Source organism: Bacteroides caccae (genome assembly GCF_002222615.2).
Classification (GTDB): domain Bacteria; phylum Bacteroidota; class Bacteroidia; order Bacteroidales; family Bacteroidaceae; genus Bacteroides; species Bacteroides caccae.
Genome location: NZ_CP022412.2, coordinates 1,370,775 through 1,389,483 on the forward strand (window position 1 = coordinate 1,370,775; position 18,709 = coordinate 1,389,483).

At 40.8% G+C, this 18,709-nt stretch carries 8 protein-coding genes; all 8 read left to right on the forward strand.

What is annotated here, in order from left to right:
* Positions 1 to 88: 88 nt before the first annotated feature.
* Positions 89 to 4,243 (forward strand): hybrid sensor histidine kinase/response regulator transcription factor, encoded by a 4,155-nt coding sequence (locus CGC64_RS05285; protein ID WP_005678955.1) that lies wholly within the window; start codon positions 89 to 91, stop codon positions 4,241 to 4,243.
* A gap of 249 nt (positions 4,244 to 4,492) precedes the next feature.
* A complete protein-coding gene (locus CGC64_RS05290) occupies positions 4,493 to 7,624 on the forward strand; it encodes a SusC/RagA family TonB-linked outer membrane protein (RefSeq protein WP_005678956.1) in 3,132 nt (1,043 codons plus the stop codon).
* A gap of 6 nt (positions 7,625 to 7,630) precedes the next feature.
* Positions 7,631 to 9,571: a RagB/SusD family nutrient uptake outer membrane protein gene (locus CGC64_RS05295; protein ID WP_005678957.1), complete on the forward strand. Its 1,941-nt coding sequence runs from the start codon at positions 7,631 to 7,633 to the stop codon at positions 9,569 to 9,571.
* 32 nt (positions 9,572 to 9,603) lie between these two features.
* Positions 9,604 to 12,618, forward strand: a complete 3,015-nt coding sequence (locus tag CGC64_RS05300; RefSeq protein WP_005678958.1) for a SusC/RagA family TonB-linked outer membrane protein — start codon at positions 9,604 to 9,606, stop codon at positions 12,616 to 12,618.
* A 28-nt stretch (positions 12,619 to 12,646) separates the two neighbouring features.
* Entirely contained in the window at positions 12,647 to 14,284 is a 1,638-nt protein-coding gene (locus CGC64_RS05305; protein ID WP_005678959.1) for a RagB/SusD family nutrient uptake outer membrane protein, read from the forward strand.
* A gap of 28 nt (positions 14,285 to 14,312) precedes the next feature.
* A complete protein-coding gene (locus CGC64_RS05310) occupies positions 14,313 to 15,206 on the forward strand; it encodes a discoidin domain-containing protein (RefSeq protein ID WP_005678960.1) in 894 nt (297 codons plus the stop codon).
* A gap of 15 nt (positions 15,207 to 15,221) precedes the next feature.
* Positions 15,222 to 16,760, forward strand: a complete 1,539-nt coding sequence (locus CGC64_RS05315; RefSeq protein WP_032838377.1) for a BT_3987 domain-containing protein — start codon at positions 15,222 to 15,224, stop codon at positions 16,758 to 16,760.
* A 16-nt stretch (positions 16,761 to 16,776) separates the two neighbouring features.
* A complete protein-coding gene (locus CGC64_RS05320; RefSeq protein WP_005678962.1) occupies positions 16,777 to 18,684 on the forward strand; it encodes a family 43 glycosylhydrolase in 1,908 nt (635 codons plus the stop codon).
* Positions 18,685 to 18,709 lie beyond the last annotated feature (25 nt).

Below are 18,709 nucleotides of genomic sequence, written 5' to 3' on the forward strand. Positions count from 1 at the left end.
GCGTGTAAAATCGATTAAAAAGAATGATAATTCTCCTTATATATACATAAAACTTTTTTATCTTTGCAAATATTACAATTATTGTATTATGGAAAACAATCAATATTCTTATATCAATAGAAGGTTTTATGCCTCTATTTTTTGTGCCTTATTTTCAACTTTACTTTTCGCATTCGAAGGTGATATTGTTTCACATTTGAATTTTAAGAAACTGCCTGCTCTTAATAATTTGCCTACAGATGAAATCCAGAAAGTTTATCAGGATAAGGATGGCTTTATCTGGTTGGCTAGCCGTTACGGGTTTTATCAATATGATGGCTATGAGGCAACGTTATATAAATCAAATCTTTACGCCCCCGGTTTACTGACTAATAACAACATACTTTGTTTGGTGGATGATTATAAACACAACTTGTGGATTGGCACTCAGGAAGGCTTGAATATTCTTAATAAAAAAACAGGGGAGATCAGAAAAATTCTGGCTCCTGAAATTCCTAATAATGTCGTATCTTGTTTGCTGGTTACTCGGGATCATTCTGTATGGCTGGGAACGGATTCCGGGCTGTGCAAATATATTGCCGAAAAAGATTCATTTGTAGTTTATCATCGGGAACAGACTGATGGAGTCCTGGATTATACTGCTATCAAATCTTTATTCGAAGACTCGGAAGGTGATTTATGGATTGGTACATGGTCGTCGGGATTATATAGGTATGTCCCTTCTACCGGCAAGTTTTATGCTTATCCTCAATTGAATGAACGTAATTCTGCTCATGTTATTTACGAAGATACCAATAAAAATATATGGGTAGGTAGTTGGAATTGCGGACTTTTTAAACTCAATAATCCGAAAGACCTGCAACGGGTATCTTACGTGAACTATCGGCATAAATTAGGTGACAATATTAGTTTATCCGATGATATTGTATATGATATATCTGAAGACTTGAATACCAATACTTTGTGGGTAGGAACACGTAGCGGGTTGAGTATTATGAGCAATGATACTCCCGGACACTTTATTAATTATAAATCCCGCGGCTCTTCTCATTATATTTCTTGTGATGAAATAAATTCCATTATACGTGATAACTCCGGTATGATGTGGCTTGGTTCTATTGGAGGAGGAGTCCTGAATGCAGATACACATCAGTCTATGTTTACCTTTCATAGTTTGAATTTTGCCGATGATGATATTCCGACCACTTCCGTACGGTCTTTGTTTACAGATTCTGACAATAATATTTGGATGGGGATCGGTACCTATGGATTAGCTTGTCTGGAATATGCAACAGGAAAATTGAAGTCGCATTCACAAATGCCGGAATTTACCGGAATGACTATTCCCACAGTTTTTTCTGTCGTCCAGAGAAAGGGTAGTGGAGAAATTTGGTTTGGAACGTATGATGGTGGAATATTTGCTTACCACAAAGGACAAAGGGTAAGAAACCTGACTCCGGAAAATTGTAAATTCTTAGGTTCTTCTTGTGTTTCTGCACTTTATGAAGACAAATATGCTAATTGTTGGGTAGGTACACGTGGAAGTTTAGGTGTACAGTTGGCGGATGGAAATAGCTTTTTATTCGAAAATATGAGTTTTGTAGATGGTGCTCAATTGAATTGGTTTTATGTAAGGGATATAATTGCCGATAGTGATAATAGTATGTGGATAGCCACTTCGAATTATGGTCTGATTCATATTGAAGGTGACATCCGAAATCCGTCTACCTTGAAATATTATAATTATAGTTTTTATAATAAAAGAATGCTGACCAATAATGTATTGTGTTTGCACATAGATAAATCGGGACGTTTATGGGTTGGCACCGAAGGGGGAGGAATTTATCTGTATAATAGACAGAATGACCGGTTTGAAGAGAAAAATCAGGAATATAATATTCCCGGAGATATGGTCGGAAGTATCGAAGAAGATAAAAATGGAAATTTGTGGTTGGGGACGAATGTCGGTTTGGTAAAACTGGGTGCTCAAATGAAAAGTAACGAACCGGTTGTTCGTGTGTACACAGAAGCTGATGGGCTACAAGGAAATTTCTTTATCGCTCAATCTGCTTGCAGTCGGGAGGGAGAATTGTTTTTTGGTGGTTATAAAGGCTATAATAGCTTTATTCCTGAGGATATGGAAGATATTCAAGGAGATGTTCAGTTTGCAATTACGGATATAAAGATATTCAATCGTTCCATAAGTACATTACCTTTGGAGGTGCAACGGGAAATATCTCCATTAACTCCTGCTTTTACTCAGAAAATAGAGTTACCTTATAAATATAATAACTTCAATATAGAGTTTGCGGCACTGACATATAAGAATCCCGAACTTAACCGATACGCTTATCAGTTAGAGGGATTTGATAAGGATTGGGTTTATACAAGCGCCGAGCGTCGTTTTGCTTACTATAATAATTTGAAAAGCGGGACGTATAAATTTAAATTGAAAGTGACAAATGAGAATGGTATTTGGAATGGATATATTCGGGAAATGACGGTTGTTGTGCTTCCTCCATTTTGGGCAACCTGGTGGGCATATATTTTATATTTATTGATTGTCATTGGAACTGTCATTGGACTATACAGAATAACGAAAAATCGTATTTTACTACGGAATGAACTCCGTTTGCGTGAATTGGAGAAGGCGAAAGCGGAGGAGTTGAACCATGCCAAGTTGCAGTTCTTCACAAATATTACCCATGAATTGCTGACTCCGTTGACAATTATTTCAGCTACCGTAGATGAGCTTAAAATACAAGCTCCAAAGCATACAGACTTGTATGTGGTGATGAATAGTAATATTCGTCGGTTGATACGTTTATTACAACAAATCCTTGAATTTCGAAAAGCGGAAACCGGCAATCTGAGGCTTCGTGTATCTCCGGGAGATATCGCTTCCTTTGTGAAAAATGGGGCGGAAAGTTTTCAGCCTTTGATTAAGAAACAAAAGATACATTTCTCTGTGTTGTGTGATCCGGAATCAATCATTGGTTATTTTGATACGGATAAATTGGATAAGATTCTTTATAATCTTCTGTCTAACGCTGCAAAATATACCAAAGAAGATGGTTTTATTCAGGTAACTTTATCCTATGCGGAAAATAAAGATTGGGTGCTTTTACGTGTAAAGGACAATGGGAAAGGGATATCGAAAGAGAAACAAAAGACACTTTTCCGTCGTTTCTACGAGGGTGATTACCGGAAATTTAATACCATTGGTACAGGAATCGGGCTTTCATTAACTAAAGATTTGGTAGAGTTGCATGAAGGAACTATTACTGTGGAAAGTGAAGAAGGACAGGGAACAGAGTTTATTATCCGCCTTCCTATTGACCGTTCTTATTTCAGGGAAGAACAAATTGATGATGAAGTAATCTTACCGGTTCAGAAATTAGTAGCTTATGAAGAAGAAATGGATGAGAAACAGTCTGATGAAATATTAGTTACGGCCGAAAAGGCAAATTCTATATTAGTAATAGAAGATAATGAGGAACTATTGCATTTAATGACGAAACTCTTGAGGCATGAATACAATGTTTTTACTGCTGAAAATGGAAAAGAAGGCATTGCAGTGTTGGAGAATGAAGACATTGATTTGATTGTGTCTGATGTGATGATGCCGGAGATGGACGGAATGGAGTTTTGTAAATATGTGAAGGGGAAACTGGAAATCAGTCATATTCCTGTGATTCTATTGACTGCTAAAAATAAGGAAGAGGACAGGGCGGAAGCGTATGAGGTAGGGGCGGATGCTTTTATAAGCAAACCTTTCAATTTGGCTGTATTGCATGCACGTATTCGTAATTTGCTGAAATATAAGGAGCGTATGGCGCACGAATTTAAGAAACAGCTGGTTTTTGAATTAAAAGATTTGAATTATACCAGTCTGGATGAGGATTTTATGCAACGAGCCATTGACTGTGTGAATAATCATCTGGAAGATTGTGAATTTGACCAACCCCAGTTTGCGGATGAAATGAAAACTAGTAAATCTACTTTATATAAGAAGCTAAAGTCTTTGACTGGGCTGAACACCTCTGCCTTTATCCGGAACGTCCGTTTGAAATCGGCTTGCCGGATTATGGAGGAAAAAGGAAATAGTATACGTGTCTCCGAATTGGCTTATGCGGTCGGATTTAATGATCCAAAATATTTCAGTGCTTGCTTCAAGAAAGAGTTTGGAGTTTTACCTTCTGAATACCTCGACCAATTTGTAGTTGAAAAAGAGCACGAGTAGAAATCTGTTCTGGTTTACCTTTCTATTTTATATTATCTTGTTCTGCTTAATCCTTGTACTTTGTATAGGGAAAGTTTTCTATGCTCTTTTTTATGTCGAATTATCATTCAAAAAAGGCGAATGTCTAAAATTCTACCTCTAAAAAGCATCTTTGGAGGTTGGTAGGAGGGGAGGTTTCTATCTTTGCGTTGTGATTCCTAAGGATCATGAGATTTGTTTATTTAATGTTTAATCTTAATTTTATACTGAATGGAAAAGCGAAAGACCTTCCATGGAAGACAAGTCGGGAAGAAACGGTTACTCCCAATCGTATTCCCTTTGTTTTTATTTCTTTTGATTCCTCTGAACGGCTATGGTGACGATACTCCCATGCCGGAGGTAGTACAACAGAATTCTACAAGAATCACAGGTGTAGTGAAGGATGCCTATGGTGAACCGGTGATTGGGGCCAATGTAAAGGTTGTAGGAACGACACAAGGAACCATTACCGATTTTGAGGGTAAGTTTTCAATCAATGTATCCGGTGCAAGTGCGAAAATCAAAATTAGTTTTATTGGTTACAAGGATAAAGAGGTAACCGCAAAGAAAGGTGTTAGTCTAAATATAGTATTAGAAGAAGACGCACAGACACTGGGTGAAGTGCAAGTAGTAGCTTATGGTGTACAGAAAAAAGTATCTATCACAGGAGCTATTTCATCTATGAAGGGGGATGATCTGTTGAAGACTCCGGCAGGATCTTTATCTAATGTATTATCCGGGCAAATCACCGGTATTTCTTCTGTACAATATTCCGGTGAGCCGGGAGCGGATGCAGCAGATATTTATGTGCGTGGTGTCGCTACATGGAACAATGCGAAACCGCTGATTCAGGTTGATGGTGTAGAACGTGACTTTTCTCAGATTGATCCGAATGAAATTGAGAGCGTGACTGTGTTGAAAGACGCTTCAGCTACGGCTGTATTTGGTGTACGTGGTGCCAATGGTGTTATCTTGATTACAACCAAACGTGGTGCAGAAGGTAAGGCTAAGGTTTCTTTCTCTACATCGGCTGGTGTCAATGTGCGAACGAAGGATCTGGAGTTCGCTAATTCTTACCAGTATGCTTCCTATTATAATATGATGAAAGTAAATGATGGTGGGGTGGCTACTTTTAGCGATGAACAGTTGGAAACATTCCGCAATCATTCTAATCCGTTGATGTATCCGGATATTAATTGGATTGATTATTGTATGAATAAGGCTGCTTTTCAGTCTCAGCATAATGTGAATATATCTGGTGGAACTAGTAATATGAAATATTTTGTTTCTGCCGGTTTGTTCACGCAAGGCGGTATGTTCAAGCAGTTTAATGCGACAGATGATTTTAACTTTGATTACAAACGATACAATTATCGTGCTAATTTGGATTTTGATGTAACGAAAACAACCTTACTGTCAGTCAATATTGGCGGTCGTATAGAGACAAAGCGTACTCCGGAATCAGGTGAAGATCAGAATCAATTGTTCCGCAAACTTTATTGGGCGGTTCCTTTTGCGGGTGCAGGTATTGTAAACGGTGAACGTGTTGTATCTAATTCTGAAGTTCTTCCTTTTACGGGAGTGGATGGATTGAGCTCTTATTATGGAAAAGGCTTTCAGACAAAGACAACAAATGTGTTGAATGTAGACCTTGCATTGAATCAAAAGTTGGATTTTATCACAAAAGGATTGTCCGTAAAACTGAAAGGTGCTTATAATTCAGAATATGCTAATACTAAGAAAGCGAGTTCATCCAAGGCTTATTATACACCTGTTGCAAATGCTGATGGATCTATTTCTCTTCGTAAATATGGGACTGACTCTCAATTAAGTTATGGGGAACCTGATAACGGTTTTTCTAAGGCGCGCAACTGGTATATGGAACTGGCATTGAATTATGCCCGTAAGTTTGGGGATCATAATGTGACAGCATTGTTACTCTATAATCAATCAAAGAAATACTATCCGTCAGAGTACTCTGACATTCCTACCGGATATGTAGGTTTGGTAGGACGTGTGACTTATGATTGGAAAACCCGTTATATGGCAGAGTTTAATGCGGGTTATAATGGTTCGGAAAACTTTCGTCCAGGAAATCGGTATGGTTTCTTCCCGGCAGGTTCATTGGGCTGGGTTGTAAGTGAGGAATCTTTCTTCCAACCGATTAAAAGTGTAGTGAATTATTTAAAACTACGTGCTTCTGTAGGAATGGTGGGTAATGATGTATCACAACGATTCTTATATTTGCCTGATTCTTATCAATATGGTGATGGAGGATATTATTTCGGGCAGAATGTTGGAAATAAAATGCCCGGTGCCAGTGAAGTCAGCCGTTCTAATCCGGATGCCAAGTGGGAAACTGCAGTAAAGCAGAATTATGGAGTGGATGCCACCTTCCTGGCAGAGCGTTTGACGGTTTCTTTAGATTACTTTAGGGAAGATCGTAGTGATATTTTATCTAAACCCGATTATTTGCCGGCAATTCTAGGTATGTCACTTCCTTCTGTTAACGTTGGGGAGACATTGAATAGAGGATTTGAAGTACAGTTGAAATGGAACGAAACTCTGAAAAATGATTTCAGATATTGGGCAAACTTTAATATTTCTTTCTCAAGGAATAAAATTGTCTATAAGAATGAGGTAGATCAAAATGAGCCTTGGATGTATGAGACTGGACGTAGAATAGGTTCCCGTTCGATGTATAAGTTTTGGGGGTTCTATGATGAAACGGCAGATATGCGTTATCAAGAGGAGTTTGGACGTCCGATAGCTAATCATGGTATTACATTGGTGCCGGGTGATTGCGTTTATGTGGATTTGAATGCCGATGGTGAAATAAATTCCAATGATGCTACGCGCGATATAGGGTATACCGATATGCCGGAATACACTGCCGGATTGAATACCGGATTCAGTTGGAAGAATTTTGATTTTTCCATGCAATGGACAGGAGCTTGGAATGTGGATCGGATGTTAGACGAATTCAGACGTCCGTTGGGTGACACAAATGAAAAAGGATTGTTGCTTTATCAGTATGATACAACGTGGCGTTCATCGGCTGATACATTCACTGCTAAATTCCCGCGTACTTCTAGTTTGCATGCTTCCAATAATTATGCAGGGTCTGACTTGTATTTGATTAATGCCAGCTATTTGCGTCTGAAAAGTGTGGAAATAGGTTATAATTTCAATTTCCCTTTCATGAAGAAACTGAAGATGGATAATTGCCGGTTGTATGTAAATGGATATAATTTGATTACTATTACCGGATTCAAATGGGGAGACCCGGAATCTCGTCAGAGCTCCCGCCCTAATTATCCTTTGACACGTGTATTTAATATTGGATTGAAACTTGGATTCTAATACTTTATGAATAATATGATGAAACATTTAAGTAAATGGTTTATAGCGACATTGGCAGGAGTAGCTTTGTTTTCCTCTTCTTGTGTCGATCAAGTGAAATTTGGAGATAGCTTTTTAGAAAAGGCTCCGGGGGTAGCGGTAACGCAAGATACAATCTTCGGAAAAGCTACGTACGCTCGTGCTTTCCTGTGGAATACTTATAGTAAACTTTATTACGCGCTCCCTGTATATTGGAATACGGTGGAGGGGAAAATGAACACAGGAATCTTTGAAATGATGTCCGATTGCTGGCATAGCCACACGGATTGGAATGGAATTAACCGGAAATACTATTCAGGCTCTTATAAGGCAGGTGATGAGGATAGTAGCGATGATACGCGCTTTGGTTATACTAAAGAGAATTGTTGGGAGGCGATTCGTGCTGCATTACTTTTTGTGGAGAATGTAGAGCGGGTTCCGGATATGGAAGATGCGGAGAAAAAACGTTTGGCGGCAGAAGCTAAAGTGATTGTAGCATCTCGTTATTTTGATTTGTTTCGCCACTTTGGAGGGCTTCCGTTAATAAAGGAAACCTATGACGTGCAGCCTTCTTATGAATTGCCTCGCGCTACGGTGGAAGAAACGGTGAATTACATGATTAATCTTTTAGATGAGGCTGCTGCTACTCCTCAACTTCCGTGGGACTTAGGTACGGATGACACGAATTGGCAAGGACGCTTTACCAAAGCAGCTGCTATGGGGCTCAAGTGTAAGATTCTTTTGTTTGCAGCCAGCCCATTGTTTAATGACAATGTCCCCTATTGTACGGAGCCGCCGCAAGATGCTGTGACTAATCATCAGGTGTGGTATGGTGCTTACAAACCGGAGTTATGGGACCAGTGTTTGCAGGCTTGTGTTGATTTCTTTACAGAACTTCAATCAAGAGGGTATTATGAACTGACACAGGCAACGGAAGCTACGGCAAAAGGTTACAGAGATGCGTATAATAAGGCCTATTTTACCCGTGAGAATAATAAAGAACTGTTGATTTCTACGCATATTTCCCGTTTCGGTAAATTTAATTCATGGGATGAATGGCAGTATATTTTTGTCAATAGCGGAAATGGTACAGTTATTACGGGTGGATTGACCCCCACACTGGAATTTATGGAGATGTTTCCAATGAGTAATGGCGAACCTTTCCAGTTGAATACTGCTACAGACTTGTTTTATACGGATAATGATTACAATAAACCGATTCGTGACCCACGGTTGTATGAAACGATGCTGGTGAATGGAACACAGTTTGGAGATCATGCTGCCGAATTATGGATTGGAGGACGTGACAATATTAATGATACAGAGAAAGAGACAGGCAAATATGCTACCGGATTCGGATGTTACAAGTTCTATAAGGAAGGTGTCAATTCTCTGAAAGATAAATATCTGCAATGGCCATATCTGCGTCTGGCAGAAATGTATCTGATTTATGCGGAGGCTTTGCTTAAATCGAAGAATGATCTGCCAGGTGCTATTGAGCAAGTAAATAAAGTACGTGCCCGTGTTGGTTTAGGAGACTTGGCGGTTTGCAATCCCGGCAAGAATCTGACGACTGACGCTGATGCCTTGCTGGAAGAGATCCTCAGAGAACGTGCTTGCGAATTAGGCTTGGAAGATGTACGTCTGTTTGACATGACACGATATAAAAGAGAAGATCTTTTTAGAAAACAACTCCATGGATTGAAGATTTATAGAAATGATGGGGGAGGAAATACGCCTTGGTCCGGAAGTACCGGAAACAGCAGTATTTATCCTAAACCAACGAAATTCACTCATGAAGCGTTTCCGCTAGTGAATCCTTCCCGTGCATGGTGGAGTAATTTTAGTCCGAAGTGGTATTTGTCAGCATTCCCACCGTCAGAGGTGAACAAGAAATACGGATTGACTCAAAATCCTGGTTGGAATTAATGTGGAATAACTACGATTAATCATAGAATAAAATGAAAAAATATAAGATACTAGCTTTAGCGATATTCGCTTGCGTCACCTTGAACGGCTGGGCACAAAGTGAAGATAATGTAACCGGAAGAGTTCTTGATGAAAAAGGGAAGCCGGTAGCGGGAGCCTTGGTTTCGGTTGAAGAGAACCCATTGGTGCGGGTGGCTACAGATAAAAATGGACGTTTTGAAATCACTGCTGTGAAAGGAAGCCGTTTGAAAGTACAGACTGGTGATGATGCAATGAAGGTGGTGAAAATAGAAAACGGTTCGGAATTGACGGTTGTCATGGATTACTCTTCAGAGAAAGTAAATTACGGATTTGGATTGCAGCAAACGAATGCGGAGTCTACTGGTGCCGTATCTACTGTATATGCAGAGAATATAGATAAAAGTTCGGCTTTTTCAATCGGAAATTCATTATATGGCAATGTGCTGGGACTGACTACCATGCAAAGTACCGGTGTGGTATGGGAGCAGATGCCGTCGATGTATATTCGCGGCCTGAAGACACTGAATGGTAATAATGGCATCTTGTTGGTCGTGGACGGACTTGAACGGGATAATAACTGGCAGGCTTTAAAATATATTACTCCGGAAGAAGTGGAATCTGTTAGTGTACTTCGTGATGCGGCCGCGTTGGCTCTCTATGGCTATAGGGGAGTGAATGGCGTAGTCAATATTGTGACAAAACGTGGTAAATACGATACTCGTGAGATTAATTTTTCTTATGACCATGCTTTCAATTATATGACGCGCAAGCCGGAATTGGCGGATGCCTATACGTATGCTTCTGCCTTAAATGAAGCATTGACAAATGATGGCAAGCAGGTGCGATATTCGCAAAATGAATTGAATGCGTTTAAGAATGGCACTTCTCCTTATCTTTATCCGAATGTAAACTGGTGGGAAGAAGTTTTTCGTGATCGTGGGGCGTCAGATATCGCAACATTAAGTTTTCGCGGCGGATCTACCAAGATGCGTTATTATACAATGATGAATTTGCAGAATAACCGTGGATTTATCAAAAACTTTGATACGAATGCTGACTATTCCACTCAGGAAAAGTATTCAAAAGCTAACTTCCGTACCAATCTGGATATTGATTTGTCACCGAAAACAAAGATGCAGGCCAATATCATGGGGATTTTGAATGAATTCAGTCGTCCGGGTATGGGCAGCGATAATTTGATAAGCAAACTGTATCAATTACCTTCAGCGGCTTTCCCTATCCGTACGAAAAGTGGTTTGTGGGGAGGAAATACTACTTGGGGTGAGAACTGGAATCCGGTAGCGTTGACTGAAGGGCGCGCATACTCAAAAGGACATACTCGTGGATTATATGCTGATATGTCTTTACGGCAGGATTTGTCTTCTTTAACCAAGGGGTTAGGAGCTTCTGTCCGTATAGGATATGACAATCTCGCTTCTTACTGGGAGAATCACACAAAAGGATATAAATATGGTATGGCATCGGTCGCTTCCTGGGAAAACGGATTGCCGATAGCTGGTGAGGAAATAACGGGAGGAAAAGATACGGAAATGTCGGGTGACAGCAAACTTGACTGGCAATATCGCGCCTTTAACTTCCAAATGAATGTCGATTGGCAACGTCAGTTTGGTGTACACAGTCTGTATTCCATGTTGCTTTATACCTATAAATATGATAATGCTAAAGGAATCAATAATACGTTCTACCGTCAGAATGCGGGTTGGTATACTCATTATGGCTTTAAGAACCGTTATTTTGCAGATTTTACATTGATGGCTTCTGCCTCCAACTTATTGGCGCCCGATCATCGCTGGAATGTATCTCCTACAGTTGGGCTGGCATGGCTTATTTCTAATGAGAAGTTTATGCAAAGCCAGAATGTGGTGGATTTCCTGAAACTGCGGGCTTCCTTCGGTATGTTGAATACGGATAATATTCCCGGTAACGGCTATTGGAATGAGACGGTAGGTGGCGGTAATGGCTATCCGATAAATAATAATTTCGGTGGTGACGGAGGCTGGCATGAAGGTCGTCTGGCATCTGTTAACGGAACCACAGAAAAAGCTTATAAGTATAATGCGGGTGTGGATGCTACCTTGTTCAAGGGATTGACTTTGACAGTGGATGGCTTTTATGAAAGACGTTCTGATATTTGGGTCAGTTCAGACGGACAGAACTCGGCGGTGTTGGGTGCATCCGGTTCTTATGTAAATGCGGGTATCGTAGATAGTTGGGGCACGGAAATCGGCGCCAATTACTATAAGAAGATGGGTAATGTGGAATTAAATTTGGGAGGAACGTTCACTTACAATCGAAGTAAAATTATAGAAATGCTAGAAGAACCGGCAGCTTACGACTATACGCGCTCTACGGGCAATCCGGTAGGACAAATCTTTGGATTGCAGGCTATTGGATATTTTGTAGATCAGGCAGATATAGATAATAGCTTGCCACAGCAGTTTGGACCGGTAAAGGCCGGAGATATTAAGTACAAGGACATGAATGGTGATAAAGTAATTAATTCGGATGATAGAGTAGCTATGGGATACAATAGTACATGTCCTGAAATTTATTATTCGTTCAGTCTTGGTTTGGAATGGAAGGGATTAGGTTTTAGTGCACAATTCCAAGGAGTGGGAAATTATACGGCAATCTTGTCGGGAACTTACTATCGTCCATTGGTGGATAATACGACAATTTCTAATTATGTTTACCGGAATCGTTGGACACCGGAAACTCCGAACGCTCGTTTCCCAAGGTTGACGACGGAAACTGTTGACAACAATCTGCAGACAAGCTCTTTATGGTTGGCAGATCGTTCTTTTTTGAAGTTGCGTAATTGTGAGGTGTACTACAAGCTTCCTTCATCCTGGTTGAACAGGTTTTGGGTAAAGAATGCGAAAGTATATGTAAGAGGGGTTGATTTACTTTGCTTCGATAGTATTGACCAATTGGATCCGGAAGCGATGAATAGCTCTTATCCTGCTACCCGATCTATTCATGTTGGTTTGTCAGTAGGATTTTAACGTTTAACGCTATAAAAAGAAAGAAACTATGAAATTGAAAAATATATGCCTAGGAATAGCTTGTATAGCGGTGGTGTCAGCTTGCAACGATAAGATGGATTATCATGAATACACGTCATACGACAAGGATTATGTCTTTTCGGATTTTTCCCGTACGGCAGGATTTGTGAATAATATCTATAGTTATCTGGATTCCGACTTGCCAAGCTATCAGTCATTGGCTTCCGCTTGTGATGAAGCAGAAATGGCTGTTACTTATTCATCTGTTCTCGACTATACAAATGGTGCTTGGAGTGCATTGAACCCTAAGTCTCTGTGGGGGTATTATTCGGGTATTCGTGCCGCTAATTACTTTCTGGAAGAAAGTAAAGACCTTGATTTTTATGATTTACGCTATGCGCAGGATTATGAGGCTCAGATGAACCGGTTTAATCGTTATCAGTATGAAGTTCGTCTGCTACGTGCGTATTACTATTTCTTGTTGGTGCGTGCGTATGGGGATGTGCCTTTTACGGTGAATGTGTTGACAGAGAAAGAAGCTAATTCTCTTTCACGTACTCCGGCGTCGGAAGTCTTTGATTTTATTATTAGTGAATGTGAGGAAGTGGCGCCTGAGTTGCCCGTTTCTTATTCCGCTTTGGATAATGATGCTGCGGGTGGTTCCAACCCGGAGGCCGGTCGTGTCACGCAGGGAACTGCTTTGGCATTAAAAGCCCGTGCCGCATTATATAGAGCAAGCAAACTGTTCAGTGGTGGTGAAGACCGGAATTTATGGCGTGAAGCTGCTGTGGCCAATAAAGCTGTTATTGATTATTGTACGGCTAACGGTATCCGGCTTGGAAAATATACGGATATTTGGGGTACGGATAATTATCAAGCTTCTGAAATGATTTTCGTTCGTCGTATTGGAGATACAAGTAGTCCGGAATATACAAATTTCCCGGTTGGTATGGAGAATGCCAGTTCCGGTAATTGCCCGACACAAACATTGGTGGATGCTTACGAATCTAAGGATAATGGAGATAAAGATCCGCGTTTCGGCATGACTATCGCATGTAATGGTGACAAATGGCCGAATACGAATCCGAATCCGTTGGAAACATTTATTGGCGGTAAGAATGGTCTGCCTCTTCCTTATGCAACACCGACCGGTTATTATTTGAAGAAGTATTTGGATGCGTCTACCGACATCAGTGCGGAGAGTGGCAGTGGAGGCAAACGGCATAACTGGGTTGTTTTCCGTTTGGGAGAATTTTATCTGAATTATGCAGAGGCAATCTACCGTTATTTGGGAGCGGCCGGTGCTACGGACAACGAATTCAGGATGTCTGCTTGTGCCGCAATCAATAAGGTGCGTCAGCGTTCGGATGTGCAAATGCCGGATTTCCCGGATAATATTTCTAACACTGAATTTTGGGAACGATATAAAAAAGAAAGAATGGTAGAATTGGCTTTTGAACAACATCGTTTCTGGGATGTTCGCCGTTGGAAAGAAGGTGGCTTCACTAAAATCGGGCGTATGCAGATTACCCAAAAAGAGGATGGAAACTTCCTCTATGAGCGGACAAATAAATCATTGGTTTGGGATGATAAAATGTATTTCTTTCCGATTCCGGCTTCGGAAATGCGTAAGAATCCGAATCTGAGCCAGAATCCGGGTTGGTAAGTTTTATTAATGATAAAAGATAAAAGCTATGAAGTTGAATGTTAAATATATGATTGCAGCCTTTGCGCTTTTAGGACTGGTTGGCTGTGATAAGAATTTTGAAGAATTTGAAACATCGGGGGGAGGAAGTCCCGCTGCCGTTGAACTTTCTACGGTCGTGTCGGAGGCTTTGCCGGGACAGATTAAACTGACTTGGAAAGCACCGGAAGGAGATTACGCTTATATGCAGATTCGCTATTATGACCCTTTACAAAAGAAAAATATCTGTAAGATTGCTTCTAAAGGAACAACGGAAATGTTGATAGAAAATACTCGTGCTCGTTTCGGAGACTATACTTTTTATTTGCAGACCTTTAATGCGGCTCATGAAGCAGGAGCGGTTCAGGAATTGAAAGCACGGTCGGGAGCGATGCCGGCATCGTATACGGAGAAATCCCGTACACAGGTCAGTCTGATAGTAGACCAATTATCTTGTAATTATCCGGACGCGTCTGAAGGGTATTTTGACCGTTTGATAGATGGTAAAACGGCGGATCCCTCTTTTTTTCACACCAACTGGCATTCTCCGCAAGTTGACCTGCCGCATTATATACAGATCGATTTAAAGGAAGAACATGAAAATTTTGCATTCGAGTATTATACGCGGGATACAGGTAACACGGACGGATTCCCTACTTCTGCGGAATTACAGATTAGTACGGATGGTGAACATTGGGAAACTGTTTCTACTTTGAGTGGATTGCCCACAACACGTCAGACAAAATACGCTTCTGATTTTGTAATGCCGGGTAAGAAGTTTAAATATTTCCGTTTCAATGTATTGACAAGTTCGTTGAACAAGAAATATTTTCATATAGGGGAGATTGCCTTTTTTGATGCGGATATTGAAAAGTATGACCCGGAAACAGTTCCTTTGGATTAATTTAAAATGAGACTTATGATGAAAATGAATAAAATATGGATGGTCGCCTGTATGGCGGCCACCCTCATCGGTGGAGTATATGGCTGTGACGATGATAAAGATTTTAGTTATGAAGGTCAACTAGATCTGAATTTGTTGAATCTGACGCAAGCCCGTGAAGTGTGGGATGGTGCGGAATGTAACGTGACTACGGATTTACGGCAAAGTGAGGATGAAACGCCTGTTAAAAACTTTACTTATAAGTTGAGCTTGTCTCTTTATCAAGGACGCACAGCCGGACAAGAAGCTAAAGTTAGCTTGGTTGTGAATAAAGATACATTGAATAAAGTGCTAGCTAAGGTGGCGGAAGGAGGCATTTATGCAAAATATGACGGTGCGGAATTACTTCCGGAGTCCTATTATCATTTATCTTCTCAGACATTAACGCTACAAGCTGGTGAAACAAAATCGGATGCCGTATCAGTAACAGTCTATTCTAGTGAACTGGTTGCAGCTTGCCAGGAAGCGGAGAGGAATTTGTTGTATGTACTTCCGTTAGCGATTGAGGGCTCATCCTCTTATGGAATTAATTCTAAAACAAATACGTTGATGTTACTTTTCAATGTGACCTATGTAGAATCGGCTGAAGATGAAAAAGGACCGGAATATGTGCCTGATCCCAATGATGCACCGGAAACGACGGAAGAAGGACTGGTTTTGAAGTTTCATGATGAATTTAATGGAACGGGAGAGCCGGACTGGAATGTATGGCGTTGGGAAGAAGGCTTCCAACGTAATCAGGAATTGCAATGGTATCAGAAAGAAAATGCTATTTGTAAAGACGGGGCATTGATAATTACAGGAAAAGAGGAACGGGTAAAAAATACGAATTATGAAGCTGGAAGTAGCGACTGGAAAAAGAATCGTGAATATGCTGAGTATACTTCGAGCTGCCTGATTACAAAAGATTATAGATTCCGGAAAGGACGAATGCTCGTCAGAGCCAAGATTCCTACGGCAATGGGAGCATGGCCGGCTATCTGGACGACTGGTGGAAGCACTGACAGTTGGTGCTGGGAATGGCCGCTGGGAGGCGAAATTGATTTGCTTGAATATTATCTGGTAAATGGAAAGCCGAGCGTACACGCCAATGTTTGTTGGGGATCGGACACCCGTTGGAACGGCAAATGGCAGTCTTATAACAGGCCGGTTGCTGAATTTATAGCGAAAGATAAAGATTGGGGGAAGAAGTATCATATTTGGCGTATGGACTGGTGCCTGGATGAGGACGAGAATACCTTGAGACTTTATTTGGATGACGAATTGATGAATGAAATTAAGGATTTGAAAGCGACTACAGGAAATGGATCTGGTGGACTGGATGATTGGTGGAGAGGATCATATCGTAATCCATATCTTGATGAAGGTAATAACGCGGGTAAAGAGAATGATGAAGGATTCGGACAATGTATCTGGTTGAATCTGGCTTTGGGATCCAATGGAGGTGAACCGGACTTGTCTAAGTTCCCGCTTGAATATCATGTGGATTATGTTCGTGTTTATCAGTTTGAATAAACGATAGGATTAAGCAATGGTATATTTGAAAAATTATTCAGTTATATTGCTGTTACTGATGACCTTGCCTTTGCTCGCAACTGCGCGGAATGACGATTGGAGGCTGGTCTGGAGCGATGAGTTTAATACGGAGGGGAGATTATCCCCTTCCGTATGGAACTATGAACAGGGTTATGTCCGCAATGAGGAGGCTCAATGGTATCAGCCGGACAATGCAGTTTGTAAAGGAGGCTTCCTTGTCATCGAAGCTCGGAAAGAGCGGAATCGTCAGAATCCTCTTTACATACCCGGTAGTAACGATTGGCGTAAAGAACGGGAATTTATAGAATATACTTCTTCATCGGTGACGACTGCCGGAAAGAAGGAGTTTCTCTATGGGCGTTTTGAAGTACGTGCCCGCATACCGGTGGCGAAAGGTGCATGGCCGGCTATCTGGACATTGGGTAGTAATATGGAGTGGCCTTCATGTGGAGAGATAGATATTATGGAATATTACCAAATCAAAGGAGTTCCTCATATTTTGGCAAATGCTGCGTGGGGCACGGACAAGCAATGGGGGGCTAAATGGAATAGTAAGGCCACACCCTATATCCATTTTACGGAGAAAGATCCGGAATGGGCTTCCAAATTTCACATTTGGCGGATGGATTGGGATGAAGAAGTTATCAAACTCTATTTGGATGATGAACTGTTGAATGAGATTCCTTTAAAGGATACTGTAAACGGAAGTATCGGCAAGAGGACGAATCCTTTTACGAAACCGCAATATCTTTTGTTGAATTTGGCTATTGGTGGTATCAATGGTGGTCCGATTGATGAGAGTGCTTTGCCGATGAAGTATGAAATAGATTATGTGCGGGTTTATCAGAAAGAGAAAAAAATTGTTTCTGGTAAGGTTTGGAGAGATACGGAGGGAAATGTGATTAATGCTCATGGTGGAGGCGTTTTGTATCATGAAGGAAAATATTATTGGTTCGGTGAACATCGCCCCGAATCGGGCTTTGTGACCGAAAAAGGGATCAATTGTTATTCATCTACTGATTTGTTGAACTGGAACTATGAAGGAGTGGTGTTACCCATATCTGAAGCAAAAGGAAGTGATATTGAAAAAGGGTGCATCATGGAACGCCCGAAAGTTATTTATAATAAGCAGACCGGAAAATTCGTAATGTGGTTTCATCTGGAATTGAAAGGCCGGGGGTATGGACCGGCCCGTGCTGCCGTCGCTGTCAGTGACTCACCAACTGGACCTTATTGTTTTATTCGTTCGGCTCGTGTAAATTCGAGTATCTATCCATTGAATATGACGAAGAAAGAGAAACGGATCAAATGGAATCTTTCAGAATATGAAAAATGGTGGACTCCGGAATGGTATGATGCAGTTGAAAAGGGAATGTTTGTGAAAAGAGATTTGGAAGGAGGACAAATGTCCCGTGATATGACTTTGTTTGTGGATGATGATGGAAAAGCTTATCATATTTATTCTTCGGAAGACAATCTGACATTGCAGATTGCAGAATTGTCTGATGATTATCTTAGTCATACAGGCAAGTATATACGTATTTTTCCAGGTGGACATAATGAAGCTCCTGCTATTTTTAAAAAAGACGGAATCTACTGGATGATAACTTCCGGCTGTACGGGTTGGGAACCTAATAAAGCTCGTTTGTTGACTGCTACTTCGATTTTAGGGGAATGGAAACAACTACCAAATCCTTGTGTCGGAGAGAATGCGGATAAAACTTTCGGAGGGCAGAGCACGTATGTGCTCCCTTTGCAAGGGACTGAAAAACAATTTATTTTTATGGCAGATAGTTGGAGGCCGGAAAGTTTGGCTGACTCTCGTTACATTTGGCTACCTGTCCGGTTTGATGAGAAAGGAATACCTTTTATAGAATGGGTGGATAGGTGGAAACCTGATTAAACTCGCATATATTACAGCTTTTGTA

What these genes read in the sequence shown, in the direction of transcription:
- CGC64_RS05310 (WP_005678960.1), top strand. Translation starts at nt 14,313, where the DNA reads ATGAAGTTGAATGTTAAATATATGATTGCAGCCTTTGCGCTTTTAGGA.
- CGC64_RS05290 (WP_005678956.1), top strand. Translation starts at nt 4,493, where the DNA reads ATGGAAAAGCGAAAGACCTTCCATGGAAGACAAGTCGGGAAGAAACGG.
- CGC64_RS05295 (WP_005678957.1), top strand. Translation starts at nt 7,631, where the DNA reads ATGAATAATATGATGAAACATTTAAGTAAATGGTTTATAGCGACATTG.
- CGC64_RS05300 (WP_005678958.1), top strand. Translation starts at nt 9,604, where the DNA reads ATGAAAAAATATAAGATACTAGCTTTAGCGATATTCGCTTGCGTCACC.
- CGC64_RS05320 (WP_005678962.1), top strand. Translation starts at nt 16,777, where the DNA reads ATGGTATATTTGAAAAATTATTCAGTTATATTGCTGTTACTGATGACC.
- CGC64_RS05315 (WP_032838377.1), top strand. Translation starts at nt 15,222, where the DNA reads ATGATGAAAATGAATAAAATATGGATGGTCGCCTGTATGGCGGCCACC.
- CGC64_RS05285 (WP_005678955.1), top strand. Translation starts at nt 89, where the DNA reads ATGGAAAACAATCAATATTCTTATATCAATAGAAGGTTTTATGCCTCT.
- CGC64_RS05305 (WP_005678959.1), top strand. Translation starts at nt 12,647, where the DNA reads ATGAAATTGAAAAATATATGCCTAGGAATAGCTTGTATAGCGGTGGTG.